At 61.1% G+C, this 26,378-nt stretch carries 23 protein-coding genes; 13 read left to right on the top strand and 10 right to left on the bottom strand.

The features are described from left to right. Nucleotides 1-501: 501 nt before the first annotated feature. Nucleotides 502-753: a hypothetical protein gene (locus tag BM177_RS04680; protein WP_091678682.1), complete on the bottom strand. Its 252-nt coding sequence runs from the start codon at nt 751-753 to the stop codon at nt 502-504. Then, a complete protein-coding gene (locus BM177_RS04675; protein ID WP_244532114.1) occupies nt 750-2,030 on the bottom strand; it encodes a Y-family DNA polymerase in 1,281 nt (426 codons plus the stop codon). Before BM177_RS04675 ends, BM177_RS04680 begins: the two co-directional genes overlap by 4 nt. A gap of 346 nt (nt 2,031-2,376) precedes the next feature. Between BM177_RS04675 and BM177_RS04670 the strand changes: the two genes are divergently transcribed. From BM177_RS04670 to BM177_RS04665, 3 genes are all read left to right on the top strand, one after another. Further along, complete coding sequence (locus tag BM177_RS04670; RefSeq protein WP_139223511.1) at nt 2,377-2,910, top strand: hypothetical protein; 534 nt, start codon at nt 2,377-2,379, stop codon at nt 2,908-2,910. Nucleotides 2,911-3,113: 203 nt separating this feature from the next. After that, complete coding sequence (locus BM177_RS19935) at nt 3,114-3,284, top strand: hypothetical protein (RefSeq protein WP_175492493.1); 171 nt, start codon at nt 3,114-3,116, stop codon at nt 3,282-3,284. A gap of 123 nt (nt 3,285-3,407) precedes the next feature. Next, nucleotides 3,408-3,974, top strand: coding sequence for an HdeD family acid-resistance protein (locus tag BM177_RS04665; protein ID WP_091678677.1), 567 nt, complete (start codon nt 3,408-3,410; stop codon nt 3,972-3,974). Nucleotides 3,975-4,041: 67 nt separating this feature from the next. Here the strand turns inward: BM177_RS04665 and BM177_RS04660 are convergent, their stop codons facing one another. Beyond that, nucleotides 4,042-5,148, bottom strand: coding sequence for a hypothetical protein (locus BM177_RS04660; protein ID WP_091678674.1), 1,107 nt, complete (start codon nt 5,146-5,148; stop codon nt 4,042-4,044). Nucleotides 5,149-5,566: 418 nt separating this feature from the next. Between BM177_RS04660 and BM177_RS04655 the strand changes: the two genes are divergently transcribed. Then, on the top strand, nt 5,567-6,259 hold the full coding sequence (locus BM177_RS04655; protein ID WP_091678899.1) for a heme-binding protein: 693 nt from the start codon (nt 5,567-5,569) through the stop codon (nt 6,257-6,259). A 274-nt stretch (nt 6,260-6,533) separates the two neighbouring features. Here BM177_RS04655 and BM177_RS04650 read toward each other — a convergent pair whose 3' ends face one another. Further along, nucleotides 6,534-7,796, bottom strand: a complete 1,263-nt coding sequence (locus BM177_RS04650; protein WP_091678669.1) for an NAD(P)/FAD-dependent oxidoreductase — start codon at nt 7,794-7,796, stop codon at nt 6,534-6,536. Between the two features lie 516 nt (nt 7,797-8,312). Between BM177_RS04650 and BM177_RS04645 the strand changes: the two genes are divergently transcribed. Then, nucleotides 8,313-8,534 carry a hypothetical protein gene (locus tag BM177_RS04645; RefSeq protein ID WP_091678666.1) on the top strand — a complete coding sequence of 74 codons (222 nt, stop codon included), beginning with the start codon at nt 8,313-8,315 and terminating at the stop codon, nt 8,532-8,534. A 221-nt stretch (nt 8,535-8,755) separates the two neighbouring features. Here BM177_RS04645 and efp read toward each other — a convergent pair whose 3' ends face one another. Further along, nucleotides 8,756-9,325 carry an elongation factor P gene (efp, locus tag BM177_RS04640; RefSeq protein WP_091678661.1) on the bottom strand — a complete coding sequence of 190 codons (570 nt, stop codon included), beginning with the start codon at nt 9,323-9,325 and terminating at the stop codon, nt 8,756-8,758. A gap of 224 nt (nt 9,326-9,549) precedes the next feature. On the opposite strand from efp, the gene epmA reads away from it, so the two are divergent. The 3 genes from epmA to BM177_RS04625 all read left to right on the top strand — a co-directional run bounded on the left by epmA (nt 9,550) and on the right by BM177_RS04625 (nt 14,315). Beyond that, on the top strand, nt 9,550-10,626 hold the full coding sequence (epmA, locus tag BM177_RS04635; protein ID WP_091678658.1) for an EF-P lysine aminoacylase EpmA: 1,077 nt from the start codon (nt 9,550-9,552) through the stop codon (nt 10,624-10,626). Continuing rightward, nucleotides 10,623-11,675 (top strand): lysine-2,3-aminomutase-like protein, encoded by a 1,053-nt coding sequence (locus BM177_RS04630; protein ID WP_091678655.1) that lies wholly within the window; start codon nt 10,623-10,625, stop codon nt 11,673-11,675. The genes epmA and BM177_RS04630 overlap by 4 nt, the downstream gene beginning before the upstream one ends. A gap of 99 nt (nt 11,676-11,774) precedes the next feature. Continuing rightward, complete coding sequence (locus BM177_RS04625; protein ID WP_091678652.1) at nt 11,775-14,315, top strand: DUF3772 domain-containing protein; 2,541 nt, start codon at nt 11,775-11,777, stop codon at nt 14,313-14,315. 17 nt (nt 14,316-14,332) lie between these two features. On the opposite strand, the gene BM177_RS04620 is transcribed toward BM177_RS04625, so the two are convergent. Further along, nucleotides 14,333-14,896, bottom strand: a complete 564-nt coding sequence (locus tag BM177_RS04620) for a nitroreductase family protein (RefSeq protein WP_091678649.1) — start codon at nt 14,894-14,896, stop codon at nt 14,333-14,335. Between the two features lie 318 nt (nt 14,897-15,214). On the opposite strand from BM177_RS04620, the gene BM177_RS04615 reads away from it, so the two are divergent. Both BM177_RS04615 and BM177_RS04610 read left to right on the top strand, forming a co-directional pair. Then, nucleotides 15,215-17,710, top strand: a complete 2,496-nt coding sequence (locus BM177_RS04615; protein WP_175492492.1) for a glycosyltransferase family protein — start codon at nt 15,215-15,217, stop codon at nt 17,708-17,710. Nucleotides 17,711-17,786: 76 nt separating this feature from the next. Continuing rightward, nucleotides 17,787-18,734: a hypothetical protein gene (locus BM177_RS04610; RefSeq protein ID WP_091678646.1), complete on the top strand. Its 948-nt coding sequence runs from the start codon at nt 17,787-17,789 to the stop codon at nt 18,732-18,734. A gap of 115 nt (nt 18,735-18,849) precedes the next feature. Here BM177_RS04610 and BM177_RS04605 read toward each other — a convergent pair whose 3' ends face one another. The 3 genes from BM177_RS04605 to BM177_RS04595 all read right to left on the bottom strand — a co-directional run bounded on the left by BM177_RS04605 (nt 18,850) and on the right by BM177_RS04595 (nt 22,119). After that, the gene (locus tag BM177_RS04605) at nt 18,850-19,605 is read right to left on the bottom strand and encodes an enoyl-CoA hydratase-related protein (RefSeq protein ID WP_091678643.1); all 756 of its coding nucleotides are present in this window, start codon (nt 19,603-19,605) and stop codon (nt 18,850-18,852) included. 23 nt (nt 19,606-19,628) lie between these two features. Continuing rightward, nucleotides 19,629-21,422: an acyl-CoA dehydrogenase family protein gene (locus BM177_RS04600; protein WP_091678641.1), complete on the bottom strand. Its 1,794-nt coding sequence runs from the start codon at nt 21,420-21,422 to the stop codon at nt 19,629-19,631. An 82-nt stretch (nt 21,423-21,504) separates the two neighbouring features. After that, on the bottom strand, nt 21,505-22,119 hold the full coding sequence (locus BM177_RS04595) for an FMN-dependent NADH-azoreductase (protein ID WP_091678639.1): 615 nt from the start codon (nt 22,117-22,119) through the stop codon (nt 21,505-21,507). An 80-nt stretch (nt 22,120-22,199) separates the two neighbouring features. On the opposite strand from BM177_RS04595, the gene BM177_RS04590 reads away from it, so the two are divergent. Together BM177_RS04590 and BM177_RS04585 are read left to right on the top strand one after the other, a co-directional pair. Then, nucleotides 22,200-22,622, top strand: coding sequence for a winged helix-turn-helix transcriptional regulator (locus BM177_RS04590; protein ID WP_091678636.1), 423 nt, complete (start codon nt 22,200-22,202; stop codon nt 22,620-22,622). Next, complete coding sequence (locus tag BM177_RS04585; protein WP_091678633.1) at nt 22,619-23,638, top strand: L-threonylcarbamoyladenylate synthase; 1,020 nt, start codon at nt 22,619-22,621, stop codon at nt 23,636-23,638. Before BM177_RS04590 ends, BM177_RS04585 begins: the two co-directional genes overlap by 4 nt. Here BM177_RS04585 and BM177_RS04580 read toward each other — a convergent pair. After that, complete coding sequence (locus BM177_RS04580; RefSeq protein ID WP_244532112.1) at nt 23,623-25,317, bottom strand: electron transfer flavoprotein-ubiquinone oxidoreductase; 1,695 nt, start codon at nt 25,315-25,317, stop codon at nt 23,623-23,625. The two genes, BM177_RS04585 and BM177_RS04580, sit on opposite strands and share 16 nt — an antisense overlap. A 169-nt stretch (nt 25,318-25,486) precedes the next feature. Here BM177_RS04580 and BM177_RS04575 point away from each other — a divergent pair, with 169 nt between their 5' ends. Then, complete coding sequence (locus tag BM177_RS04575; protein WP_091678630.1) at nt 25,487-26,311, top strand: uracil-DNA glycosylase; 825 nt, start codon at nt 25,487-25,489, stop codon at nt 26,309-26,311. Nucleotides 26,312-26,378: the final 67 nt, after the last annotated feature.

The raw sequence follows: 26,378 nt of genomic DNA, 5'->3' as shown, positions 1-26,378 counted from the left end.
GCACCAACTGCAGGCCGCTTAACCTTTAATGTCGATGAGCCAGAACCTCCGTTCCGAATAACCTGAAACTGTCTCAAATCATCTGACGACGGACAATCAGCGGGTCCACAGTTCGAGCCTGTGTGCGCCCACCATCAAAATCAACGAGTTAGATATCTTTATTAATTTACATTCGAGTACAGAATCGACCTCGGATAGCTGTGAGCGGCAGCATCTTTTCGCCCTTCATCTTTGGCCTTCACAACTGAATGGCTTTTCAGAATGAATCGGACGCCGTGCGGCGCCCTTAATCCATTACGCGCCTACCGACAACCTTAGAGCGCTTTCCGATCGCATGAAGTCATGCGATCAATCAGAAATCGCTCCAGAGAGTCAAAAACTTGAGCATAGTCTTCTCGATTGGATTGATTCAATCCGATCGGAATATGCTCTTAAGCGCCTCGACGTGGCGCTGATCGATTCCGCGCGCCGCAAGATCGGCATGGATCGAGCGTTCCATCCTCACGCCATCCCGCCGACGAATCCCTCTGTATGGTCATCAAAGGTCAGCGCGACGCGCACCGCTCCTTGGCAGAAACGGTTCGAACATCGTAGCGCGCCCTCCACCTCGTCGAGATAGGCTTGCTCCAGTTCCGGGCGCTGCATCAACGCTGCCTGTTGCTTGTAGCGAGAGAGCCCGCAGCGTTTACAGGTCACCTCGATCAGCGTCGCCGCGTCCAGATCAGCGAGTTTCAGGTCGGATTTCCAGCTCATGGGCTCACCAAAAATCCTCGGCGCGCGGAATGCGCGTGTAACTGATTTTTCCCCCCGGCATAACCTCCCGGCGGCGGCGTCCATGGGCCGATGCTGACCAGCGTGCGGCCATATTTGCGATTGAGCGCGTCGATAGCTTCTGTCGCGCGTTCCCAGCGGCGGCGAGTTGCGTCATCGTCGAGCAATATGTCGAGTTGGCGCTCACTGGCGCGAGTCAGATCGAACAACGTGACGCCAAGACGCATGACGCGCGCGCGAGGCGGCAGGCTGTCGCCGACTTCATCCCACAAGGATTGGAGCGCAGAAAGAATGGCCTGGTCATCGTGGACGGCAGGCAACCCGCGTGAGCGGCTGCATGACCCATCGCGCATCAGGTCGAGCCACAACGCCAGCCGTCCCGCGTTCCAGCCGTCGCGCCGCATGCGCCGCCCCGCCTTGGTCGCAAGCAATCTGGACGCGGAGCGGGCGTGCTCCGGCCTGCGGTTCTCGGGAGGCAGCACCCGGCCATGTCCGTACATGCCGCGACCAGAGGGAGGAGTCTGAATATCGTAGCCGTGCAGAGCGTACCAAAGCCGCCCGCCCGTCACGTTGCCCCAAAGCTTGCGCATATGTTTGGGTTGCGTCGCCAGCAGGTCGGCCATCGAATGAATTTTTGCGCGGAATAATTTACTTTCCATGCGCGAGCCGACGCCCGGAATGTCCTTGAGTTCAAGCCGCAAGAGCGGCGCCGGCATATCGCGGGGAAACCAGATGGCGCAGCCGTCGCCATAGCTGCGCTCATCGAGCTTCTTGCCCGCCTTGCACGCCATCTTCGCCAGTTGCCGGTTCGCCGCGAAGCCGACAGAGCAGGTGAGATAGGGGCCAATATTCTCGGCGATTCTCGCCTTGATCCGCTTGGCGAGAGTGAGCGGTTCGTCCCGATCAGCAGGCGCGACGCGACAAGTCAATTCGTCGATGGATTTAACCGCATCGACCGGGATGACGGCGGAGATTTCAGAAAGCAGCGCATTATGCGCGCGACGGTAGAGATCGGGCGTCTGTGGCACGAGGATAATATCGGGGCACCGCTCACGCGCCTCGGCGATCGGCATGACGTTTTTGACGCCGCGCAGCTTGGCCTCGCGGGAGCAGGCGATGACGCAGGTGTGTTCAGCCCCCGCGAACGGCGTTACGCCGACAGGGCACCCCCGCAAATGCGGCCTCGCCTGCTGTTCAACGCTGGCGAAAAAGCCGTCGAAATCGAGGTACAACCGTTCGATTTGTATCGGAAGGCGCATGCGGCGGCTCTGGTAAAAGGGAGCCGAAAGAGAACATATAGAGAACACATGAGTCAAAGGCCCGATATAGCCCGGATACGCTGAGGCAGCGGGGTTTCAAGTCCAGACGAGTCTAAAGGCGATCCGGCTCTTCAAATCGATCACGGCGAACCTCCAACAGGGGTTGCAGAATTCGAGGATTCAGAGCGCGAGAAGATCGCGATAATCGAAGTCGCGATCTTGACATTGGCGGCATCGCTCCTCGGCCAAGGTCAAATCGGCATTTTCTTCGGAAGCGCTTTATTCTGTGTCAGAATTTCTGATGGCGCTGGTTTTCTCAGCTGTCTTTTCAACCGGAGTAGAGGGAATGCAGACACGGTTTCCATCGAGATTGAGACTTCCGGCGATCAGCTACATATGCGCCGTCTTGTTTGGGTCGCTTTACTGCGTTGAAGCGCGCACCGCGCAGGGACTGCAATGTCCCGAAGCATACGAGAAAGAGGTGCTGGCGACGACGACCGCCGCTGATGCGGAGATCCTGAAAAGCGACGATCCTGTCGATCTGACGATGGAGATCTATGAGATCATAAACCGGCTGCGCGTGCGTCAGCCGGGCCTCTCGTATCCGCAGGTCGTCAATGCGCTTATCTCCGCCTATTGCCCGATCGTCACGAAGCTTCCGGATCTGACGGACGCCCAGAAACTCAGCCGCCTGATGCGGTTCGCCGCGCTGGTTCAAGAAAAAGCGCCCGCCAATTCCCTCGCGCAGGGCGCATTGATTCTCGCCACAACGCCGCTGGCCCCGGACGTTTATCGCCGGCTAAGCGCACAGGCGGCCTCCGTGAACCAGACGGCCACGAAATTCATGGCGAAAATCCTGACCGATGCAGCGGGCCAATAATTGAATTCGCGGTCTTCCATTCAACGCAGACTTCGACGCGTCGAACGCGGAACTACGCCCGCCCTCAAACCAAAAGAACCGTGTGCTACGCCGTGACGAAAGCCATACGCGGGGAGCCAAAAATCATTTATGGTTCCGGAGTGAATATTCCTGATCCGGCTTGATCCTTATCTGGCTTGATCTTTACGATTGGACGGTCAAAAATGCTCTCTCTCCTCATCGGCATCCTGATTATTGTCGTCATCGCCGCGCTCCTGTTCTGGGTCATCGACAGATTCTGTCCGGACGCCAAATTGTCCCAGATTCTCAAGTTGCTTGTTGTTCTGATCTGTCTGGGCTCGATCGTGAACAGGCTTTCCGGGATGCTCCTCTAATCACAACATGATTGAACGCCAGCGTAGAATCGGCTCCCGTCGGCTGTTGCGCAGATGGGTTAAAAACATCAATCTGCGCGGCGCCGACATCAATACGCGCACAAATTTTCGCAAGGGGAACAGATGCAAAAGCAATTTGACGTTTTTATCGCCGAGGCGCCCGGAAGCCTCCCGGCCCATTGGGGCTGGCTCGTCGCGCTCGGCGTCGGCATAGCGATTCTGGGAGCGCTGGCGATCTGGCGGGCCAGAACCGCGACTTTAGTCTACGTTGTCTTCCTCGGAGCCGTGCTGCTGATTGCGGGTTTCGCCGTGTTTTTCACGGCCTTCTCGCTGACCGGCTACTGGACCGCGTTTTTCATCCATGTCCTGTGGGCGATTTTCCTCGCCATTACCGGTTTCATCTTCGTCACCCGTCCAACCATCAGCGGCGAGGCGATCACGCTCATCATGGCGTTTTATTTTCTCGCCGCCGGAGTGGTCACAATTGGCTTCGCCTTGTTTTCACATATGCATAATGGAGCGTTGTCGATCCTCGACGGCGTGGTCAGCCTGGCGCTCGGCGCGCTTCTAATCTCGCGCTGGCCGTTCACCGGCTTGTGGGCGATCGGACTGTTTATCGGCGTCGATCTCATCTTGCGCGGCGCGGCGATCGCCGGTCTCGGCTTGAGCCTCAGGCATCTACCGCGCTAAACCTGTCTCAAAGCTGCGAGGCGGCCTCGCGGAACGAAGCCGCCTCGAACCTTCGACTTCAACTCTTTCAAGGATTGGTCGCGATCGGAAACTGCACGCGTCTGACCTTGGCGAAAATGGCGTTGAGGTCCGACTGCAAACCCCAGTTCCAGGCGTGCAGCGTGGAATTCAAAGCGGCGCCTTTGGGATTGACACAGAGCGTAACGCCGCCTCCGCCGCGATCGATGATAATGAAACCGAAGCGTCGCGCCGCGTTCGCAATCGCTACGCCTTCGGGCGTCGACAGACGCAACGAGGCGTTGGTGACAGATGGAGGCAGCGCGAGCCGGCTTCCCATGGGGAGCACGCCGGAGTAAGGCGGGTTCGACCTCATCGCATCGCGGTCGAAAGCGTAGGCTGGGTAAGCGATTTGCGCGGCCAGAAATTTGGGCGGCACGCTGATCGAAATGGCGTGGTTGATGCCTGTCTTGATCTCATCGTCGTAGATCCGCCCCGCGTAATGCGGCAACATCGATGCGCTCTGCCCATTCTGCCAGCCGTCGCCCCGGCTTGAAGGGTCGGTGACGGCATAGGACAGCGCGACCACCTGACCGCTGCTCAGGACGATGGTGGAGTAGGTCTCGAGAACGAGGTTGTTGGGCTGAAGGACCGCGCGGTCGCCGTCGGGTCCGGGAGCCGGAATCATGTCCGCGCTGAAACAAAACCTCGCCGGCGACGAAACAGGATTCATCGTCTTGTTGTAGGAAGGCGGCAGAACCCATGACGTCGTCGCGATCGAGGAAAATACATTCCCGGTGTAGGGGAATTCCGCGCTTGACGACGCAAGAATCGCCTGCTCGACGGCGCTGGAATTACCCCACCTGAGCCATTCTCCGGTATAAACCTTGTACCAGGCGTTCGAATTGTACAGGAGCGGCTGAAGGCAGGGAGTCGTATTCGACGCTACGTAGAAGGGATTCGTCCAGGTGTTGCCGCTGTCCCAGGTGTCGAGCCCGGCGACGACGTTTGGCGTGGCCTGAGAACTGCTCCAGGTCGCACCGGACGAGGGGATCGAAACATTCCACGCCGAAGTGGCGGAAAACAGTTTTGGCGCCGCCGCGGCCTCGCTGCACAACGCAAGCGCCGCAAAGGCTGCAACGCACTGCTGAATCGCAAAAATCCTTATAAGTGACATGGCGCTTACGCCTAATTTTTAAAAAACAAAATTTAGTTATGATAAACGATAACAATGTATCCGAAATCAGGGATGTCGCCCAGTCTTTTTTTAGGCGGCGGCGCGACGCATTCCCGAAGGTGAGAACTCCTTCTTTCTACGGCTGGGACCGTCTTTTATTTGTTTTTCCTCTGCGCTTCGAAGCCCAAGCCAACGAGACCAGCTAAAATCTTTTACCGCAAAGCAACAAAACCAAAGATAATCACACTGAAACGATTTTTTCCCTCTGGACGAAAGTCTTGTCAGTTTCGCTTTAGCTGATTAAGACCTCAATTTGCCGAAATACTTCGGCCGATTATCGCAAGAGGGTGGTATAATGAAAAAACTTAAGGGATTGCGCTCGAGGTTTTTAGCATTTTCGGCGTTAACTTTGGCGGCGATGACCAGTAACGCTCAAGCATGGGATGATCGCGGGGGCGGTTTTTCTTGTCCCGTCACCTACGACAAGCTTAAATCTGCTCTTGTCAAAGCCGACAACGACGACACGACAGGCTTCAACAATCATTTCTGGGGCGTTGTAGTCAATCGTGGAGGCGTTGTTTGCGCCGTCGCCTTTTCCGGCGCGAATACGGGCTCGCAATGGCTTTCGAGCCGGCAGATCGCCGCGGCGAAGGCGTTCACTGCGAATGGCCTCAGTCTCGACATCGGTTCGGCGGGAACGAGCGCGCTGTCCACGGCCCAGCTCTACCGGTTCGTTCAGCCCGGCAACGCCAATGTCTTCAACCCGCTGCTGGGGCTCGAGGGCGGAAACGTCCTGAATTCGGAACTTGCCTACCGCGGCGACTATTCGTCGTTCGGGACGCCCTATGATCCGATGGTCGGCCAACGGATTGGCGGCACAATCACCTTTGGCGGCGGTCTGGCGCTCTACAGCGGCAAGACGGTCGTCGGCGGCCTCGGTCTCTCCGGCGACACCGCCTGCGCCGATCATTCTGTTGCGTGGCGCGCCCGCGCGCTTCTGCTTTTGCAGCAGGCGACTCCCGGCGATCAATTGCCCTTCGCGAAGAACGCGGACAACACGGATGGTCATCCGCATTGCCCCAACGACGCGAATACGCAAGGCGCAAATTAGAGCGCTTTCCGATCGAAGGGACATATTCGTCGATCGGACATCGAAGATCGATCAGACATCGCTTCGAAGTTAAAGCCTGTTCTGATCGATCAGAGGAGCCGCCTGATCGGAATATCCTTTATCGTCATTTCATGGTTTTTAGGGGCCAGACAACGACGACAGAGGCAGGCGCGGGCTGGCGAGCCTCAATTCTCGCCAGCCTTCCAAGCGTTGAAACGCCAAAGCTTTCGACCGCGGATCGCTTCAATTACCAACACTTTCTACACTTCTTCAGCTAAAGCGTTTTTGCGATCAAGGTCTTGAGCGGAACAGTCTCGTCGGCGAGTTGATCCGGAGCAACGTGGCTTTTGTCCCCGACGAGCCGTTTCGCGGCCATGAAGTCGCCTAGGCGGTTGACCGAATCGGCCGCGATGACCTGCCCCCCCTTGAGATAAAAAGCGATGAAGGAGCGGCTTTCCGGCGAACCGCGCAAGACGAGCGTGTCGTAGCCGTCCGACAGTCCGACCATTTGCAGCTTGAGATCGTATTGATCGGACCAGAACCATGGCGCCGCCGCGGTCGGGATATCCCGGCCGGTGATCGACGCCGCCACGGCGCGGGCCTGTTCGAGAGCGTTGGGAACTGATTCGAGGCGGATCTTGCGTTCCAGAAACCCATGATGCGCGTGAGTGGAGCAATCCCCTATGGCGTAGATGTCCGGGTCATTGGTCCGGCTGTGATCGTCGACGACGACGCCCCCGTCGACGACGAGGCCGGCTCGCTCGGCGAGATCCGTATTCGGGGAAAGCCCGATGCCGATCAGGACAAAATCTGCGGCGACGGGTTCGCCGTCCGCGCATAAGACGGCGCCGACGGAGCCTTCATCCGGGCCAGCTGCAAAGCCGCTGACAGAGACCCCCGTACGAATATCGACCCCCGCCTCGCGGTGAACGCGCTCATAAAACTGGGAGAGTTCGGGCGCCGTGACGCGGGCGAGCACGCGCGGAGCGCCTTCGAGAACAGTGACGTGAACGCCCTGCTTGGCGGCGACGGCCGCAACTTCAAGCCCGACATAGCCGCCGCCGACGACGACAAGGCGGCGTCCCGGTTTCAGATGCGGGCGCAACGCGTCTACGTCCGAAATCTTTCGAAGGTAGAAAATATTGGACAATTTGGAGCCGGGGACCGGCAGCTGGCGGGCGCCGCCTCCCGTCGCAATCACCAGCTTGTCGTAGGACAGCGCCTCGCCATCGTTCAGCTTGAGGCGCTTGGCGCCGCGATCGATATCGTCGACGCGAACGCCGAGCTTCAACACCACATTGGCCCGCTCATAGGCGGGCGCTCCTTTGTAGATCAGGGCGTCGGCGTCGATTTCGCCAGCGAGAAATGCCTTGGACAAAGGCGGCCGCAGATATGGCAGGTGATCCTCGTCTCCGATCAGCACGATCTCGCCTTCGTACCGGTTTTGCCGGAGAAGCGTCGCAACTTCGCTTCCGGCCTGGCCGCCGCCGATGATTGCGACCGTGGAGGAGGCGCCAGGTAGAGTTTCGGGCGGCATTCGAATGTCCTGATTGAGAATGAACGGGATTTGGTCCGGCTATGAAGCCGCTGGAATATTCCGATTGGAGTGAATCAATCCAATCGGCAAAACTATGCTCAAGTTTTTGAATCCGAAGTGATTTCTGATCAATCGAATGATCTCATTCGGCCGGAAAGCGCGCCAGGAGAACCGTCCTGAGGGTGAGGTGTGGCAGAGCGGCCACGTCAACCCGCAATCCGGGGCGTTTTAGGCGGCAGGATCGCTCGGACAGGAAAAGATCTTATCGCAGCCGTAATTTCGCCTCCTGCCTTGAGCAAGTTCGCTGAATTAAGTCTGAGTTTGGAACCAAAACGAAACGATGCTCGTTTTGACGTCGACAGAGTCTCGAAAGCTTTTTTTGCATTAGTAAAAACGGACAAGTTGTGGCGGCTTCGACAAAAACTGGTTCCGCTCCGTAGTTCAATACGAGTTCCGTGCCCCCAATTTGAGTTCCATGCCCCAATTTGAGTTCAACGCAAGGCCAAAAGAACCCCGATGAACCAGATGCTTAAGCACAGCGGCGAGCTCGGCGTCCAGCTTTTTTCGAGCAAATTCGAGAGATCCGAATTTGGATTTCAGAGCAAGTCGCGCGGAGCTAAGACGATGTCGTCTCATCTTGGCCGTAAGCTGCGGTCTGTTTACGACGTGCCGGACGCGCAGACCGAGCCGCCACAGCTTCGCGCGCTTTTGGGCCGGCTCGAAACCGTACTCGGCTGAAAAACGCACCCGGACGAGTTGTTTCCCGGGGCATGCCGACCACCGCGATGTTCTGGTCGGCGACCTTACCGCTTCATCTCTTCTGTTAAGAGATTCATTCCCGCTTCAAGAGATTCATTCCTGGCAAAAGCGCGGGCGATTCGTGCGGGCTTCGGCGCAGGTCGCAGGCGAAAGGATCAACCCGAGGCTCATCCTTGTCGATCCCGTGATGCCGCGATCTCTTAATCCTTGGCCCGCTCGACGTAGGAGCCGTCCTCGGTCTGGACAATGATCCGCGTGCCGGGCGAAATATGCGGCGGAACCATCGCCCTAGCGCCGTTGGAGAGCTTGGCGGGCTTGTAGGACGACGACGCCGTCTGCCCTTTCATCGCGGGCTCCGTCTCGACGACTTCGAGCGTCACTCTCGCCGGGAGCTGAATCCCGACTGCGACCCCGTTAAAAATGGACAAAACGCAGGTCATGCCCTCCTGCAGATAGATCGACAGATCGCCGATCACGTCGGGCGGAACGATGACCTGATCGTAATTTTCCGCATTCATGAACGTATAGCCATCGGCATCCTTGTACAGATAGCTGAAGTTCGAGTCCTCGACATAGGCGCGTTCGACCTGTTCCGTGGTCTTATAGCGATCCGTCGTTTTCACGCCGTCCGACAGGCGGCGCATGTCGATTTGCGTCGTCGGAGTGCCCTTCCCCGGATGGAAGCTTTCCGCAGTCAGAACAACATAGAGCTGGCCATCCTCCCTCTCGATGATGTTGCCTTTACGGATGGAACTGGCGATGACTTTCACGGGCTTTCCTTTATACGGGCTTTCATACGGGGCTTTGTTCCCGGGGCGCTTCGGTGGTGAAGGGCGACCTGCGCCGGGCGCAAATGTTCCCGCGCATCGCCGCCGCTGGTCGGCGATTTGAACCGGACTCAGAGAGGAGCAGCAATTCCTTGGTGAAAAATGATTGATGTTTCCGGGGCCTGCTCTAGCCGTCTTTGGGGTCTCCTTTCAAGCGAAATAGCGCCATGAGCAAACCGTCGAGCGATTCCCTGGACAAACCTTCGCCCTGGTGGTCGCCCCAAATTCACAGCGGCAGAAGGCGTTTTCTGGAAGCCCGAACGAAGCTGACGGCGGCCGCGCGGGAGTTCTTCGCCGCGGAATCGTTTGTCGAGGTCGATTGCGCGATACTTCAGGCTTCGCCCGGCAACGAGGCCCATATCAGCGCCTTCGCGACTGAAATCGTGGACCCGTCCGGCGCGAGGCTCCCGCTTTATCTGCCCGCGTCGCCGGAGTTCGCGTGCAAGAAATTACTTTCCGCCGGAGAAAAGCGAATCTTCACCTTGGCCCATGCGTTCCGCAACCGGGAGCGCGGAAAACTGCACCATCCGGAATTCACCATGCTCGAATGGTATCGCGCCAACGAGCCGTATCAGAGGCTGGTCGAGGATTGCGCCGGTCTGCTCGCCGCGTGCGCCACGGCCGTCGGATGCGGCGATTTCAGCTTCGCGGGGTCTTTCGCCGATCCTTTCGCGGAGCCCGAGGTGCTGAGTGTCGCGGAGGCCTTTGACCGGTTCGCGGGCATAGACCTTTGCGCGGTTCTCGGCGGAACCGGGCCTGACCGGGAGAGGTTTGCGGCTTGCGCCTGCAAGATCGGCATCAGAATCGTCGAGGACGACACCTGGTCGGACGTTTTCTCCAAGATCCTCTGCGAAACAATCGAACCGCATCTGGGCCAGGGTCAGGCGACGATCCTGATCGACTATCCGGCGGGAGAAGCGGCGCTCGCCAGACTTGGACCGGACAAGCGTTTTGCGGAACGGTTCGAGCTTTTCGTCTGCGGCGTCGAACTCGCGAACGGGTTTGGCGAACTGACCGATCCCGCCGAGCAGCGGCGCCGGTTCGAGGCCGAAATGACTGAACGGCGGCGCATTTACGGTGAATCCTATCCTCTTGACGAGGATTTCCTCGAGGCCCTCGCGATCATGCCGGAAGCCAGTGGCATCGCGCTCGGCTTCGACCGGCTCGTGATGCTGGCGACCGGCGCGCAGCATATCGAGCAGGTGATCTGGACCCCGGTGGTCCGGAACGCCGACGCGACATGAGGAAGACTGCGACGCTGCGGACCGCCGGCGATCTGATCGGCGCCGGTCTCGCGCCGGAGGAAAGACGGGAAGCGCTCGATCTCGTCGCGCGGACCTACGCCATCGGGGTGACGGAAACCATCGCCGGCCTCATCGACCCCAAAGACCCGCGCGATCCGATCGCGCGCCAGTTCATTCCGGATGCGGCCGAACTCGTTTCAAGAGCCGACGAACTGGTCGATCCGATCGGCGACCACCCGTTCAGCCCCGTCGAGGGCGTCGTCCACCGCTATCCCGACCGCGCGCTGCTCAAATTGCTCCATGTCTGTCCGGTCTATTGCCGGTTCTGCTTTCGTCGCGAAACCGTCGGGCCGCGCGGCGGCGCGACCCGTTTGGGCGCGAGAGCGCTTGGCGCGGCCCTGTCCTATATCGCGGCCCATTCGGAGATCTGGGAGGTGATCCTGACCGGCGGCGATCCGCTGACGCTTTCGCCGCGCAGGCTCTCCAACGTGATGGCGCGCCTCGAGGCGATCGATCACGTGAAGATCGTCAGGCTTCATACGCGCGTTCCCGTCGCCGACCCGGAAGCCATCAAAGAGAGCCTTGTCGATTGCCTGCGGACGTCCGGCAAGACGGTTTACGTCGCGCTCCATGCGAACCATCCGCGCGAATTGACGGCGCAGGCGCGCGCGGCCTGCGCCCGCCTGATCGACGCCGGAATTCCAATGCTGAGCCAAAGCGTCCTTCTCGCGGGCGTCAACGACGACATCGAGACGCTCGCCGCCCTGATGCGCGCCTTCGTCGAGGCGCGGATCAAGCCTTATTACCTGCATCAGCTCGATTTCGCGCCGGGAACCGCGCGTTTCCGGGTGCCGATCTCGAGGGGCCGCGCGCTGATGGCCGAGTTACGCGGCAAAACGTCCGGTCTGTGTCAGCCCGCCTATATGCTCGATATTCCCGGAGGCCACGGCAAGTCACCGATTGGCCCGAATTACATCACAGAATCATCGCAGCCGGATACATACGGCGTTACGAACCACCGGGGGGAGACCCACCAATGCCGTGGATAGATTGCCTCGGTTAGACCGCTTGAAATAAGCCCGGCGCGCGGCCGGATAAGCCGCCATGGCACTCCGATCATGTCCCGGCAATAAACGGAGCTCTCGAATTTGAAACGGATCGCCCGCGCCCTGGTTTGTTTCGCAGCGCTTTGGGGCGCGCCCGCCATCGGCAAATCTCCGGACCCGGCAAAACCGCCCGCGGCGGCGGCGAATTCCGCATCCGCGCCGAAGGCAACTCCGGCCCCTGCGTCAAACGCAAGCGGGAATGCGGCCCCGAAACCCGCCGCTCCCGCCGCGCCGCCCGAAGCGCCGATTGGTCCCGATCTCGACAAGAGCAGCGCCGCGCTCAAGGATATCGGGGCGAGCCTCGAAAAGAGCGAACTCACCGACGCCGATCTCCAGGCCCTGCGCCAGCGGCTTGACCCGATCGCCGCTTCCGCCGCCGCCGCGATCGACAAGCTGACCCCGCGCCTCGCGGCCATCCAATCTGGTCTCGATCAACTCGGGCCGAAGCCGGCCGACGACGCCGCGCCGGAAAGCCCGGCCGTCACCGCGGATCGCGACGATCAGCAAAAGACCTTCAACGAGACCCAGGAGCTGTTGAAAAGAGCCCGCCTCATCGCCGTCCAGACCGAACAGACGAGCGCGATCATCACCGCGAAGCGGCGCGCCTTGTTCACCCGCTCGCTGTTCGAGCGCGCCCAAAGCATAACGAGCCCTTCCCTTTGGCAGGCGGTCTGGAACGAAGCCCCGGATTATTTTCGGGCCGCCCGGCAGGAATTTCTCAACTGGATCGGCAACATCAACAGCCAGCTCGACGGCCAGCGCAAACAGATGTTCTGGGGCAGCCTGGCGCTCATCGTCGCGTTTTACGCGCCGCTCGCGGCGCTGGCGCGGCGATTTTATACGCGCAGCAAGTCGGTCGCCGATCCGAGCCGGTTCCTCAAAATTCTCGGGGTCTGGTGGATTTTCCTCAAAATCGCCCTGCCCTCCGTGGCGGCCATCTACGTTGTCCGGCTTCTGTTCGACACCTTCGATTTGACCAACGACCGTCTCCAGCCCTTTTTTACGGCGGTCACAGGCGGCGTGCTTCGAGTGGCGTTCATGGCCGGATTGGCGAGGGGCATTTTCGCGCCGACGCGTCCCAAGTGGCGCCTGCCGAATTTCGGAAACGTGCTGAGCGACAAGATCGTCCGCCTCGCGATCGCGGTGGCGGTCATCGTTTCTCTGACTCGCATTCTGGAAGCCCTGAACGATCTCATTGGCGCGTCACTCGCATTTTCCGTCGCGCTTCGTAGCCTCGGCGTTCTGCTCGCGGCCATTACGCTCGCCATCGGCCTATGGGGGATCGGGAGCGAGGCCGAACAGGACGAGTGCCTTGGGCCCCAGGTCAACGAGCATCGCGATTGGTTTAGTCTCGCGCGCGTCCTCTGTTGGGCGGTGGCGATCACCGATTTCGCCGCCGTCCTGAGCGGCTACGCGTCGTTCGGCAGTTTTGTCGTCGATCAGCTCGTCTGGGTCGCCGGCATCGGCTGCATTCTGTTCATGTCGACCATGCTGATCGACGAACTGACGGCGACGAGCTTTCAGCCGAACACCCGTATCGGGCTTCGCCTCACGATCAGCTTCGGTTTTCATCCCAATTCCATCGAGCTGATCGGCGCGCTGATCGCGGGGGCGATGCGGCTCGCGCTGTTCACCTTCGCCGCGTTTCTGATTCTCGCCCCCTGGGGGCTGCAATCTTCGGATGTCCCCCTTGATTTCCGCGCGGCGTTCTTTGGCTTCAAGATCGGCGACGTCACGGTCTCGTTGTCGAGCGTCGCCATTGCGGCGGGCGTTTTCAGCCTGGCCTATGCGATCATTCATTCCGTGCAGCGCTGGATCGAATCGAGCCTGCTGCCGCGCACGACCCTCGACGACGGCCTCCGCAACTCGATCACGACCAGTCTCGGCTATCTCGGATTTCTCGTCGCGCTCAGCCTGTCGCTGAGCTACCTTGGCCTCAGTCTTGAGAAACTCGCGATTCTCGCCGGCGCATTGTCGGTCGGCATCGGCTTTGGCCTCCAGTCGATCGTTAATAATTTCGTTTCGGGACTCATCATCCTTTGGGAGCGGGCGGTCCGCGTCGGCGATTGGATCGTCGTCGGATCAGACCAGGGCTATGTCCGCCGCATCAACATCCGTTCGACCGAGATCGAAACCTTCGATCGCGCGCAAGTGATCATCCCGAACTCGAACCTCGTCTCCGGGATCGTCAAGAATCTGGTGCGCAACGATCGCACGGGACGGCTGGTCATCCCGTTGACGGTCTCCGGCGGCGCAGATCCCGGCAAAGTCCGCGAGGTCCTCATCGCAGTCGCCAAATCGCACGATCTCGTGCTGAAAATTCCCGCGCCGCAGATCCTGTTCACATCGATGTCCGCGAGCGCGCTGAGCTTCGATCTTGCGGTTTTTGTCGCCGACGTCGAGAATCTGACCCGGGTCAGAAGCGATCTCCATTTCGAAATCTTCAAGCGATTCCAGGAAGAAAAATTCTTCGCGTCCGCGCCCGCCGCACCGCAAAAGGTTCTGATCACGGGCGTGCAGATCGAACCCTCGCCGCAGGCGGACGAGGCGGGGCCAGGGCCGCGCAACGCCGCAAATGGTTAGCGTCGCCCGGCCCTGCTTTAGAATTCCGTGACGATGTCGCCTAGCGCGGGGCGCGGACGATCCTCGCGCGCCGCCTCAACCCGGCCGATGTGGATGAAGCCCGCGATGCGCTCGGCGTCGGCGAGGCCGATCCGGCCCAGAAACGTCCGGTCATATGCGCACCATTCGGTAAGCCACACGGAGGAGAATCCGAGCGCGTTCGCCGCGACGATGATATTCATGCAGACGGCGCCGGCCGACAGCATCTGCTCCCACTCGGGAATTTTTTCATGCGCGCTCGCCGTCGATACGACGCCGATGACGAGCGGAGCCAGGGAGAAGCGCTTGCTTTCAGCCTCGAGCCGCCGGGCGTCGGCGTCGGGATTGCCCTCGAGATAGGCGTCGGCGGCAATTTTTCCGGCGCGGTCGCGGCCCTCCCCCTGGAAGACAATAAACCGCCACGGCGCGAGCTTGCCGTGATCTGGCACCCGCGAGGCGATTTCCAGCAGGGTCTGGAGTTCGCGGGCGTCGGGGCCGGGATGGCGCAAATTCGCCGCGGGAGCCGACCGGCGGACTTTAAGAAGCTTGATTGTCTCGTTCATGACGGGTTCATGCTTTGCGCGCTACTAGTTGACAAACATAGTTGATTTTACGAAATGCGGAGGAAAGCGCCAGCACGTCACCAAAACGTCCATATAAGCAGCAATGAACGCGTCCTCTCGCGCGGCTTTGTTTAACGATCAGACGGTTCAACGATCAGACGCCAGCTGCAGAAATGATTCATCGTTCAGGTTCGCCCTGTTGGTTTTGCGCCGTCCCGAGAATCAGCGCCCATTCGCTGACGAGATCGCCCGAGATTTTACCTCCCTTCCCGATACGTTTTCCCGATTTTTTTTCAAGTAACCCTCCGGACTGAAACAATGTCGATTTCGGATACCGCCGTCCTCCCGGCCTCAAGCAGAACCGCAGGTCTCAGGGGTCAGGAAAAATATACACCTGACCCTGTCGAACGCGTGGGCGCCCCGGCCTGGTCGCCGAAAGCCACCTGGCTCGCGCTCGCCGCTCTCGTAAGTTTCTCGGCGCTGGCCCTCGCCTGCTGGCTGGTCAATGGCGCCGTGGTGCCCTGGGATTCGAAAAACCATTTCTATCCGATGTTCCGATTTCTCGCCGATGCGCTTCATCATGGCGAGATCCCTCTCTGGAATCCCTATCATTTTGGCGGTCATCCCTCGATCGCGGACCCGCAATCGCTGATCTTTACCCCCAGCATGGTGCTTTTCGCGCTGGCCGCCCCGAACGCGTCCATGCAGCTCTTCGACGTTATCATCTTCGCTCATCTCGCCTTTGGCGGGGTTTGCATCCTTGGACTACTGCGCCGCTGGCGCTGGCATCCGACCGCCGCGGTTCTTGCGGCGATCATCTTCATGCTCGGGGGCGCGGCCTCCTCGCGGCTGCAGCATACCGGGATGATCATTTCCTACTCTTTTTTTCCCGCGGCATTGTGGTTCCTCGATATCGCCCTTGAGCGACGCTCTTATCGGTTCGCCTTTCTTTTCGGACTGTTCGCGTCTCTGATGGCCCTTGGTCGGGATCAAGTCGCTTTTCTCCTCTGCGCGGTTCTGATCGGACGCCTCGCTTTCCTCGCGCTGCAATCGGAGCGGCCACTCAAATATCTTGGCGAGCGGACCGGCGTTCTGGCGCTGGGCGGCGCCGTCGGCGCGGCGATCCTCATTGTGCCGGCGCTGCTCACAATGCAATTCCTGGGCGAATCGAATCGTCCGGGAATCGCTTTCGGGGTGGCGGCTGCCGGGTCGCTTGCGCCGGTCAACCTGATCACGCTGTTTGCGCCCAATTTTTTTGGCTCGCTTGACAGCCTTTACGATTATTGGGGGCCTCCCAACGACGCGACGCCTCGCGCCGACTGGACCGACAGAGCCGTCAATTACGTATTCGTCGGCACCCTTCCGATCCTCATGATCGTGTGGCACGGCATCGGCGCCGGGCGGCTTTTCGAACGGCGCGCCCGATTCGTGATGCTTCTCCTCTCCATATCGCTCATCTACGCGCTCGGACATTACACGCCGATCTTTGCGCTGGCGTTCGACAAGATTCCGGGCGTCTCGCTCTACCGGCGCCCGGCGGATGCGACGTTCATCTTGAATATCGCGCTGGCTTTCAGCGCCGGTTTCCTTCTCCATCGCTATATAGAAGAGGGATTGCCTGGCCCAATTGCGCGGCTTCCGAAATGGGCGGCGCTCGCGCTTTCCTCGACGACGACGCTCGCGATCGCAATCCTGGTCGGCGCGGGTCTGGCGTTGTCACTGCGCGAATCCCGATTGCCGGCCTCGCTGATCCAGATCGGAATCGGCGCTGGCCTTGCGCTCGCCGGCGCTGCGATGATGATCGCGCTTCGCGCGCCGCGATGGCGCGGAACCGCGGCGTGCCTGATTGTTCTGGCGAGCGGCGGCGAAATGCTCTGGCGCAACGCAGCCTCTTCGCTCAACGCGGAACCCGCCCAAACGTACAGCGTTTTCTCCGCCATGAAGCCCTCGGAAGCCGCGGGAGTGGAGCTGTTACGGCGCGAAATCGCCGCCAAACTGCTTGAGGGCGATCGCCCACGCATCGAAATTCTCGGTCTCAAAGGACCTTGGCAAAATGCCTCGATGGTGCTGAAGCTGGAAAATACGATCGGCTACAATCCGTTGCGGATCGACGATTATCAACGCGCCGTCGGGCCGGGAGAGAACTCCGAGGCGCCAGGCATGCGCCATTATCCGGGGACGTTTCGCGGCTACAAATGCCACCTCGCGTCTTTGCTCGGACTCGAATATCTTGTGCTGGACCGCCCCTTGGCTCGTCTACCGCGCCACGTCCCACGCCCTCAGGTGAGCCCGATCTACGCCAGCGACTCGATGTACATCTACAAGCTTGGGAAAGCCGCTCCCCGCGCCTATTTCGCCTCGGGGATCAAACCTGTGGACAGCGAACAGGTCCTCGACGATCAGGCGCTGCCGGACTTTGACCTGACCAGGGAGGCTCTGATTGATCAATCGAGCCTTCGTGATCTTCGCGCCGACCTGCCCGGGAAATCGCAAGAGGCGGTTCTGTCGCTCGCCGCCCATGAGACGGCCGAGGCTTCCGCCCCGCACGTTGCGATCACCCAATATGCCGACAGCCTGGTCCGGATCGACGTCGCTTCCGACAAGGCCGGCGTCGTGGTCCTGCACGATCTCTTTTACCCGGGTTGGGAAGTTCGCGTCGACGGGCGGCCGCAACCCGTGCTTCACGCGAATCTTCTCTTTCGCGGCGTGGAAGTGACGGCGGGACGCCATCTCGTCGAATTTTCCTTCCATCCCTTGTCCATCGCCAATCTGACGGCCGCGGCGTCGGCGGTTCTCCACAAAAATGACCAGTGACCGCATCCCGCCCCGGCCCGTGGCTTCGGTCGAGACGGCGGCGAACCTGAAACCAACACGGACCTCGCCGCTTTAAATGCCGATCCGCCAGCGTCATAAGATCCGATTGATTGCGGCGGCGCTGGTCTGGTCTTGTGCCGGCCTGGCCCTTTCGCAGCCGGCGCCAGATCCCGCCGCTTCCGGGCCGCAGCTGCCGGGGCCTCTCCCGCCTGTTCAGGAGTCCGCGCCGGCCGAGCCCTCGCAAAGCGTGCTGCGCCTCTCCGCGATGCTTGCGGCGTCGGATGCGCAACCTTTGCGGGGAGGCGTCCAATGGCGCGTGTTCGACGAACGCGCCGAACCGGACGGAACCCACAAGCTGGTCGCCCAATCCTCCGACGCGACCCCTTCGCTCACCTTGCCTGAGGGAAACTACATCGTTCACGCCGGGTTTGGCCTCGCCGGCGCGACGAAATTCATCAAGGCGAGCGGCAAGTCGGTCAATGAAAGGATCGTGCTCAACGCCGGATCGCTGCGGGTCGTCGGCATGCTCGGCGAATCCCCGATCAATCCATTGAAATCCTCGATTTCGATCTATGTTCCGGAGCGCGGCAATTCGGAAGCGAAGCTGATCGTTCCCAAAGTCAAGACCGGCGTCACCATCGGACTGCCCGAAGGCAATTATCATATCGTCTCGACCCTGCTCGATTCGGTGAGCAACGGTTCAGTCAGCGCCACCAATTCCGTCGTCAGCGCAGACCTGCGCGTTCAGGCGGGAAAACTGACGGACGCGACCCTTCGCCACCGGGCCGCGCTGATGACGCTGAAGCTCGTCAGCGGACCAGGAGGCGAGGCGCTGGCCAACACCGCCTTCACGATCCTGACCCCGGGGGGAGACGTCATCCGCGAAATGATCGGCGCCTTTCCATCGCTCGTCCTCGCCGAGGGCGAATATGTCGTCATCGCCCGCCACGACAACAAAGCCTATCAGACCAATTTCAAGGTGGTCTCCACGCTCGACCGGGATGTCGAAGTCCTCGCGCAATAGAGCGCTTTCCGATCGCATGAAGTCATGCGATCGATCAGAAATCGCTCCAGAATCAAAAGCTTGAGCATATTTTTATCGATTGGATTGATTCAATCCGATCGAAATATGCTCCAGGCTACGGCGGCTTGGATCTGGACACAAACGCGGCGAACGCGGCCCGGGCTTCCCTCGATTGAAGCGCGAGCCCGAAGAGACGGCCTTCCTCGTCGATCCTCTCGAGAATCTCGCGCCGGTCGCCCCGCATCAACCGGCGGCTGGCGACCAAAGCGGCGCGCGGCTTGTGGGCGAGGCACCGGGCGCGTTCGAGCGCGAAGTCTTTCAGATCCTTCGGGGCGATCATCTCGTTGACGAGCCCGAGCCGGAGAGCCTCCTGCGCATCGAAGGGCTCGCCGAGCAACAGGAATTCCGCCGCCTTCGCCATGCCGACGCGACGCGGCAACAGGAGGGTGGCGGCGGCCTCGGGGACAAGCCCCAGATCGATAAAAGGCATCCGGAACGCCGCCGAAGGCGCGGCATAGACGAGATCGCAATGTAAAATCAGAGTCGCGCCGATCCCGATCGCCACGCCTTCGATCGCCGCGACGAGCGGGGTCTCGCAGGCGGCGAGCGCCCGGATAAAGGCGAACGCGGGAAAATCATCTGGCTCCCCTTTCGCCTCAGCTAGAAGAAAATCGCCTATGTCGTTGCCCGCAGTGAAAAATCCGCCGGCTCCGCTGAAGAGGACAGCGCCGATGTCCTCGTCCTGATCTGCCTGCGCCAAGGCGCGCGTGGCCGCCATATACATCGCACGGGTCAGCGCGTTCTTCTTTTCAGGTCGATCAAAGATAATAGATAAAACAGATCCTTCCCTCTCGATCTTCATATTTGACATAAGCTCAGCCGCTTTCCTTGGCGTCAGCCGGCCAAAGCGAAATCAGCGGAATTGACCGACGCCGCGCCTCGCGTCACGCTCAGTTCAAGACCAGCCGATCCTGGCGCGATGTGTTCGGCGAAGAACCGCGCCGTCGCAATCCGGGCGGGCAAAGCCGGATCGTTGTCGCCCGCGCCGATCAATCGATGCGCCGCCAGTGCGCCCCTCGCGAGGGCGATTCCGCCAAGCGCCAGGGCGAACAGGCGCAGATAGGGCGCCGCCCCGGCAAGAACGTCATCGGGCGATGATTTTGCGTTTTCGAGAAGGAAAGCGGTGGCGCGTTCGAGCGAGTCCACGGCGTCATCAAGCCGGGGCGCGAGATCGCCAAACGCGCCGGCGTCAGTTTCCCGGATCGCGCCAAGGACCGCCTTCATCTCGCGAATTTCCCGATAAGCCGCGTCGCCTTTGTCGTGCGCCACTTTCCGCATGACAAGGTCGATCGCCTGAATTCCGTTGGTTCCCTCATAGATCGGCGCGATCCGGGAATCCCGGAGCAATTGCGCCGCTCCGGTCTCCTCGATAAAGCCCATACCGCCGTGAATCTGAATTCCGAGCGAGGCGGCCTCAACGCCGATATCAGTCGAAAAGGCCTTTGCTATCGGCGTCAGAAGCGAGGCCCGCGTCGCGGCCCGCAGACGCCGGTCCGCATCCTCGTCCCGGCGCGAGACGTCGATCGCATGAGCCGTCATCAGGCAGATCGCGCGCGCCGCCGCGGTCAGGGCCTTCATGGTCATGAGCATCCGGCGCACATCGGGATGCTGGACGATCGGACTCATCGCCTCGCCCGGGGCGTTGAAGGCCCGTCCTTGACGGCGCTCCCTGGCGTAGGCCAGAGCCTGTTGAAACGCCCTGTCCGCGATGGCGACTCCCTGAACGCCGACATTGAGCCTCGCGTTGTTCATCATGATGAACATGCCGACGAGACCCTTGTTGGGCTCGCCGATAAGCCAGCCCAGCGCGCCGCCGTGTTCTCCGTAGGCCATCGTGCAGGTCGGAGACGCGTGAATGCCGAGTTTGTGTTCGAGCGAGACGCAATAGACGTCGTTGCGGGGCCCAAGCGATCCGTCGGCGTTGACGAGGAACTTAGGGACAAGAAAGAGCGAAATTCCTCGCGTTCCCGGCGGGGCGTCCGGCAGACGCGCAAGCACGAAATGGATGATGTTTCCGGTCAGGTCGTGATCGCCGTAGGTGATAAAGATCTTCGACCCGAACAATTTGAACGACCCGTCAGGCTGCGGCTCCGCTCTTGTGCGAATTGCGCTGAGGTCGGAACCCGCCTGCGGCTCGGTCAGATTCATGGTGCCGGTCCATTCCCCGGAGACCAGCCTTCCGAGGTAAAGATCCTTCAGCGCCGCCGTCGCATGGGTCTGAAGCGCCTCGATGGCGCCCAGCGTCAGCAGAGGACAGAGGCTGAACGCCATGTTCGCGGCGTTCCAGATTTCATTGCAGGCGGTGTTGAGCAGCGCCGGCAAGCCAAGGCCGCCGTAATGGGTCGGGCCTGTGATCGCATTCCATCCACCGTCCGCCCATTGCTTGTAGGCCTGCGGCCAGCCGGGCGTGGTCACAACGCCTTCATTCGTGAGTTTCGCGCCTTGCCTGTCGCCAATCCGGTTCAGGGGCGCCAGCACATTCTCGGCGATTTTCGCGGCCTCAAGGAGGGTCGCTTCGGCGATTCCGTCCGCCAGATCCGCATAAACCCCTCCCTCGAGTCCCTGAGCGAGGCCCAATTCGTGCGACATGGAAAAAAGAAGATCGGCGACGGGCGCGCGGTAGGTCAAATCACGATGTCCTCCAACGGCGCCGGATCATCGCGCCCCTCGTGATACTATCAAACCTTCCCCGGTTCGTCGCGCCCTCCGCCTACGCCGCCTTCAGATTGGCGATTTTGTCCACGGCCGCCCTGATCGCCTCAGCCTTGGACTCTGGTCCGTAGTTGAGGCCTTCAGCCCGAACGATCTCGACATCTGGAATTCCTAAAAAGCCGAAGACAGAGCGCAAATAAGTCTCCTGATGGTCCAGCGCCGCGGCGGGAGCCCCTTCGGAAAAGACGCCGCCGCGCGTCGAGACGACAATCACGCGTTTTCCGCCCGCAAGGCCTTCCGGCCCATTTTCCGTATAGCGGAAGGTCTTTTCCGCGACGGCAAGCCGATCAATCCAGGCCTTGAGCTGGCTCGATATCCCAAAATTGTACATCGGCGCGCCGAGCACCACGATATCGGCTCCAAGGAATTGCTCCAGAACGTCGACTCCAAGGGCAAGTTCCTCCTGAATCCGCGGACTTGCTGACGGCGCGCCCGTCTGCCGCGCGGCGACGTGATCAGCTGACAGATGGGACAAGGGCTCGGCGGCCAGATCGCGGTAGGAGACATCGAGCCCGGGCGTTAATTCACGAAGCCTGGCGACAATGTCCGAGGTGAGTTTGCGGCTTACCGAATAGGGGCCGAGAATGCTGGAATCGACGTGCAAAAGTTTCATGGACCGATGCCTCTTTACGGTATAAGTTTGTAACCAAGGCACTATGCGTTCCTAAAAAAGAAGCGCAAGGAGGCACATTTTTGGAACCGAATTACAGTCATGTGCCCGGCGAATGCTCCCGCGTCGCGCCGATCCTCTCAAGAATCGGGGACAAGTGGAGCATTCTTGTCGTCATGCTTTTGGGCGATGGCCCGGTGCGCTTTAACGAATTGCGCAGGCGCGTCGGCGGCATCTCTCAACGAATGCTGACGCTGACCGTCCGAGGGCTGGAGCGCGACGGTTATCTGACCCGGACCGTTTTTCCGACCATTCCCCCGCGGGTCGAATATGAATTGACGCCTCTTGGGCGTTCACTGCTGATACCGATGCGCGGCCTTGGCGGCTGGGTCATGGAGAATTTGTCCTTGATCGAAGACTCTCAAAAGCGGTTTGACCAAACCACCCGAAAAGTCCGCGCGGAAAGGCCCTTGACGCCTGCTGCGGGGATGACTTTCAACAAATGAGCGCAGATTGCGCCGCGCGCCCTCCCATCCTTTCGGTGCGACAGCAGGCGCCCGATCGCGCCGCGATAGCCGAGGCCGCGCGGATTCTGCGCGCCGGCGCCCTGGCGGCTTTCCCGACCGAAACCGTGTATGGCCTTGGCGCCGACGCGACGTCGGCGGCGGCGGTCGCGCGGGTCTACAAGGTCAAGGGGCGCCCTTCGTTCAATCCGCTCATCGCCCACGTCTCGGGACTCGAAGCCGCTTTCGAACAGGGCGTATTCTCTCCCGAAGCCGAAATTCTTGCGCGACGATTCTGGCCGGGCGCGCTAACCTTGGTCCTTCCCCTGGCGCGGGGCGCAACGGTCTGCGCGCTCGCCCGCGCCGGTCTCGACACGATCGCCCTGCGGGTTCCGTCCCATCCGGCGGCGCTCGACCTTCTCAAGGCGGCGGCGCTTCCGCTGGCGGCGCCTTCGGCCAATCGCTCGGGACGGGTCAGCCCGGTCACCGCCGCCCATGTCGCGGACGATCTTGGCGGCGACGTCGACATCATTCTCGATGGCGGACGCTGCCCCCTCGGCGTCGAATCAACGATCATCGCCTGCCTTGACGGGCGGCCACGGCTGCTGCGGCCGGGCGGACTTCCGCGCGAGGCCATCGAAAGCGCGCTTGGCTCCCGCCTCGCCGCGCCCGCCGAGTCTGCGGACATTCGCTCGCCCGGAAGCCTCGCTTCGCATTACGCCCCGACAGCGGCGATGCGCCTTGAAGCTCGCGAACTTGGCGAAGCGGAGGCCGGGCTCGATTTCGGCGCGACGTTTCCGCGAGGCGCCATGGTCCGGGACCTTTCGCCGACCCGCGATCTCGAGGAGGCGGCGGCGAACCTGTTTTCGTATCTGCGCGAACTCGACGCGCTCGGTCCGACCTGCATCGCCGTGGCGCCGGTTCCCGCCCAGGGCCTCGGCGAGGCCATCAATGACCGCTTGCGCCGCGCCGCTGCGCCGCGCAAGCCTGAGATGCCTCGGCCTCACATGCCCCGATAGTTCGGCCCCCCACCGCCTTCGGGGGGAACCCAATCGATATTCTGGGCGGGATCCTTGATGTCGCAGGTTTTGCAGTGCACGCAATTTTGCGCATTGATGACAAAGCGCGGATCGGTCTTGTTCGCCTCGTCGCCGTAGGCCACCTCATAGACGCCGGCCGGACAATAGAGGCGGGCCGGTTCGCCGTATTCCGGCAAGTTCCTTTCGATCGGGATCGAAGGATCCTTCAGCCGCAGATGGACCGGCTGATCCTCCTCGTGATTGGTGTTCGAAACGAAGACCGACGAAAGCCGGTCGAACGTCAGTTTGCCGTCGGGTCTTGGATAGGAGATGGGTTCGACCTCCGCGATCGGCTTGAGCGCGGCGTAGTCGGGCTTCCCATGCGGAAGCGTTCCAAACAGCGAGCGGCCGAAAATCTGCTGCATCCACATGTCGAACCCGCCGAGCGCGATCCCGGCGAGGGTTCCATATTTCGACCAGAGCGGTTTCACGTTGCGGACCTTGAAAAGATCCTGTCCGATCCCCGACTCGCGCCAGGCGTCGTCATAGGCCGAGAGTTCGTCGTTGGAGCGCCCTGCCTTGAGCGCGGCGGCGACATGCTCCGCCGCCAGCATTCCGGACGACATCGCGTTGTGCGCGCCCTTGATGCGGGGCACGTTGACGAATCCCGCGGCGCAGCCGACCAGCGCACCGCCCGGAAAGGCGAGCTTCGGCGCCGACTGCCAGCCGCCCTCCGTCAGGGCCCGCGCGCCAAAGGACAATCGCTCGCCACCAGTGAAAATCGGCGCGATGGCGGGATGGGTCTTGAAACGCTGAAACTCGTCGAACGGCGAAAGCGTCGGATTGCTGTAGTTCAGATGGACGACATATCCGACTGAGACGAGGCCGTCGCCGAAATGATACAGGAACGAGCCGCCGCCGGTCCTGTTGTCGAGCGGCCAGCCGAACGAATGCTGGATGAGGCCGGGGCGCCGGCGCTCCGGCGCGATCCGCCACAGCTCCTTGAGGCCGATCCCGTATTTTTGCGGCTCCGCATCCCTGGCGAGGGCGTAGTTTGCGATCAATTCTTTGGCGAGGGAGCCGCGGGCGCCTTCGGCGATGAGAGTGTATTTGGCGCGCAGTTCGACGCCCCGCGCAAAGCTTTCCTTGGGGCGCCCGTTTCGACCTACGCCCATATCCCCTGTCGCAACCCCGAGAACCCCGCCAGAACCGCCATAAAGCACCTCGGCTCCGGAGAAACCCGCGAAGACCTCGACGCCGAGGGCTTCCGCACGCGCGCCCATCCAGCGGACGAGATCGCCCAGCGAACCGATGAAATTGCCGTGATTGTCCATGAGCTTCGGCATCAGGACATTGGGAATCCTGAACGCTCGGTTCGCGGTCATCCAGTAAAACTCGTCGGCCGCGACGCCGGTTTTCAAAGGACAGTCCTGATCCGAGCGCCAGTCGGGGCAGAGCCGGTCAAGAGCAGCGGGGTCGATCACCGCGCCGGACAGAATATGCGCCCCGAGTTCCGAGCCTTTTTCAATGACGACAACAGATATTTCCGGATCGATCTGCTTGAGCCGGATCGCGGCCGAAAGCCCGGCGGGACCCGCGCCGACGACAAGAACGTCGAAGTCCATCGTCTCCCGCGGCGGAAACGGGGCGATGGGATCTGGAGATTGCGCTTCGGCCATTTCGCTTCCGGTCATCCTTGCGCGTAAGCTATCAATCGAACAAAGCTTGCGCCATCGCCTATATGATGCAGGACGATCGATCAATTCTCGGGGCGGCCGTGAGTTTCAGCAGATTTTCCCGTTGCGACCAGGAAATCCGGCGCCTTCTCGCCCGCGGGCGGCTTCGACCATGAACGTCATCGACCTTTTGCGCTGGTACAGGGACATGGGCGTCGACATCGCCGTCGACCACGACCCGCATGATCGGCTGGCGGAATGCCGCACGTTCATCGCCAACCCGCCGCCGCCCGCGCCCGTAGCGCCGCTACAGAGGATTTCCTCGCCTGAACGCCAAGCCGCCCCTGCCCTCGCCCGTCCGCTTGAACCGGAGGTCGGCGAACAAAGCGCGCAGCTCAGCGCGGCCGGTGCGCTGACCCTTGATGAACTGCGCGGCCGTCTTGCGGCCTTCGAAGGTTGCGGCCTCAAGGCGACGGCGACGCAGCTCGTTTTCGGCGACGGGGATCCGCACGCGGAAGTCATGTTCGTCGGCGAGGCTCCGGGCGCCGACGAGGACCGTCAGGGCTCGCCCTTCGTGGGCCGGGCGGGGAAACTGCTGGATCAGATGCTCGCCTCCATCGGACTTGAACGGAGCAAGGCGTATATCGCCAATGTCGTGCCCTGGCGCCCGCCAGGAAACCGCGCGCCGACGCCGCTCGAGACGGCGGCCTGCCTGCCTTTCATCCGGCGCCAGATCGAACTCGTCCATCCCCGAGTGCTCGTTTGCCTTGGCGCGTCGTCGGCGCAGACGCTTCTCGGCGCGAAGGAGGGCATCATGCGCTTGCGCGGCCGATGGTTCGATTATACAGCCAATGCAACGACGATCCGGGCGATCGCGATGCTGCATCCGGCCTATCTGCTGCGCCAGCCGGCGCAAAAGAAGCTGGCGTGGCAGGATATGCGCTTGCTGGCCAGGGAAATTGCGCAACATCGCTTGCAGGCGCAGGCGCCAGACTGAACGCCGAAATGGTCGGAAAGTACGATGGCGGCGGCGCTGGCGGCTACGCCATAGAACAGACAGCCGG

The organism is Methylocapsa palsarum, from assembly GCF_900114285.1.
Taxonomy (GTDB): domain Bacteria; phylum Pseudomonadota; class Alphaproteobacteria; order Rhizobiales; family Beijerinckiaceae; genus Methylocapsa; species Methylocapsa palsarum.
The sequence above is the reverse complement of the archived record's forward strand: the minus strand, read 5'-3'. Positions and strand labels throughout refer to the sequence as shown.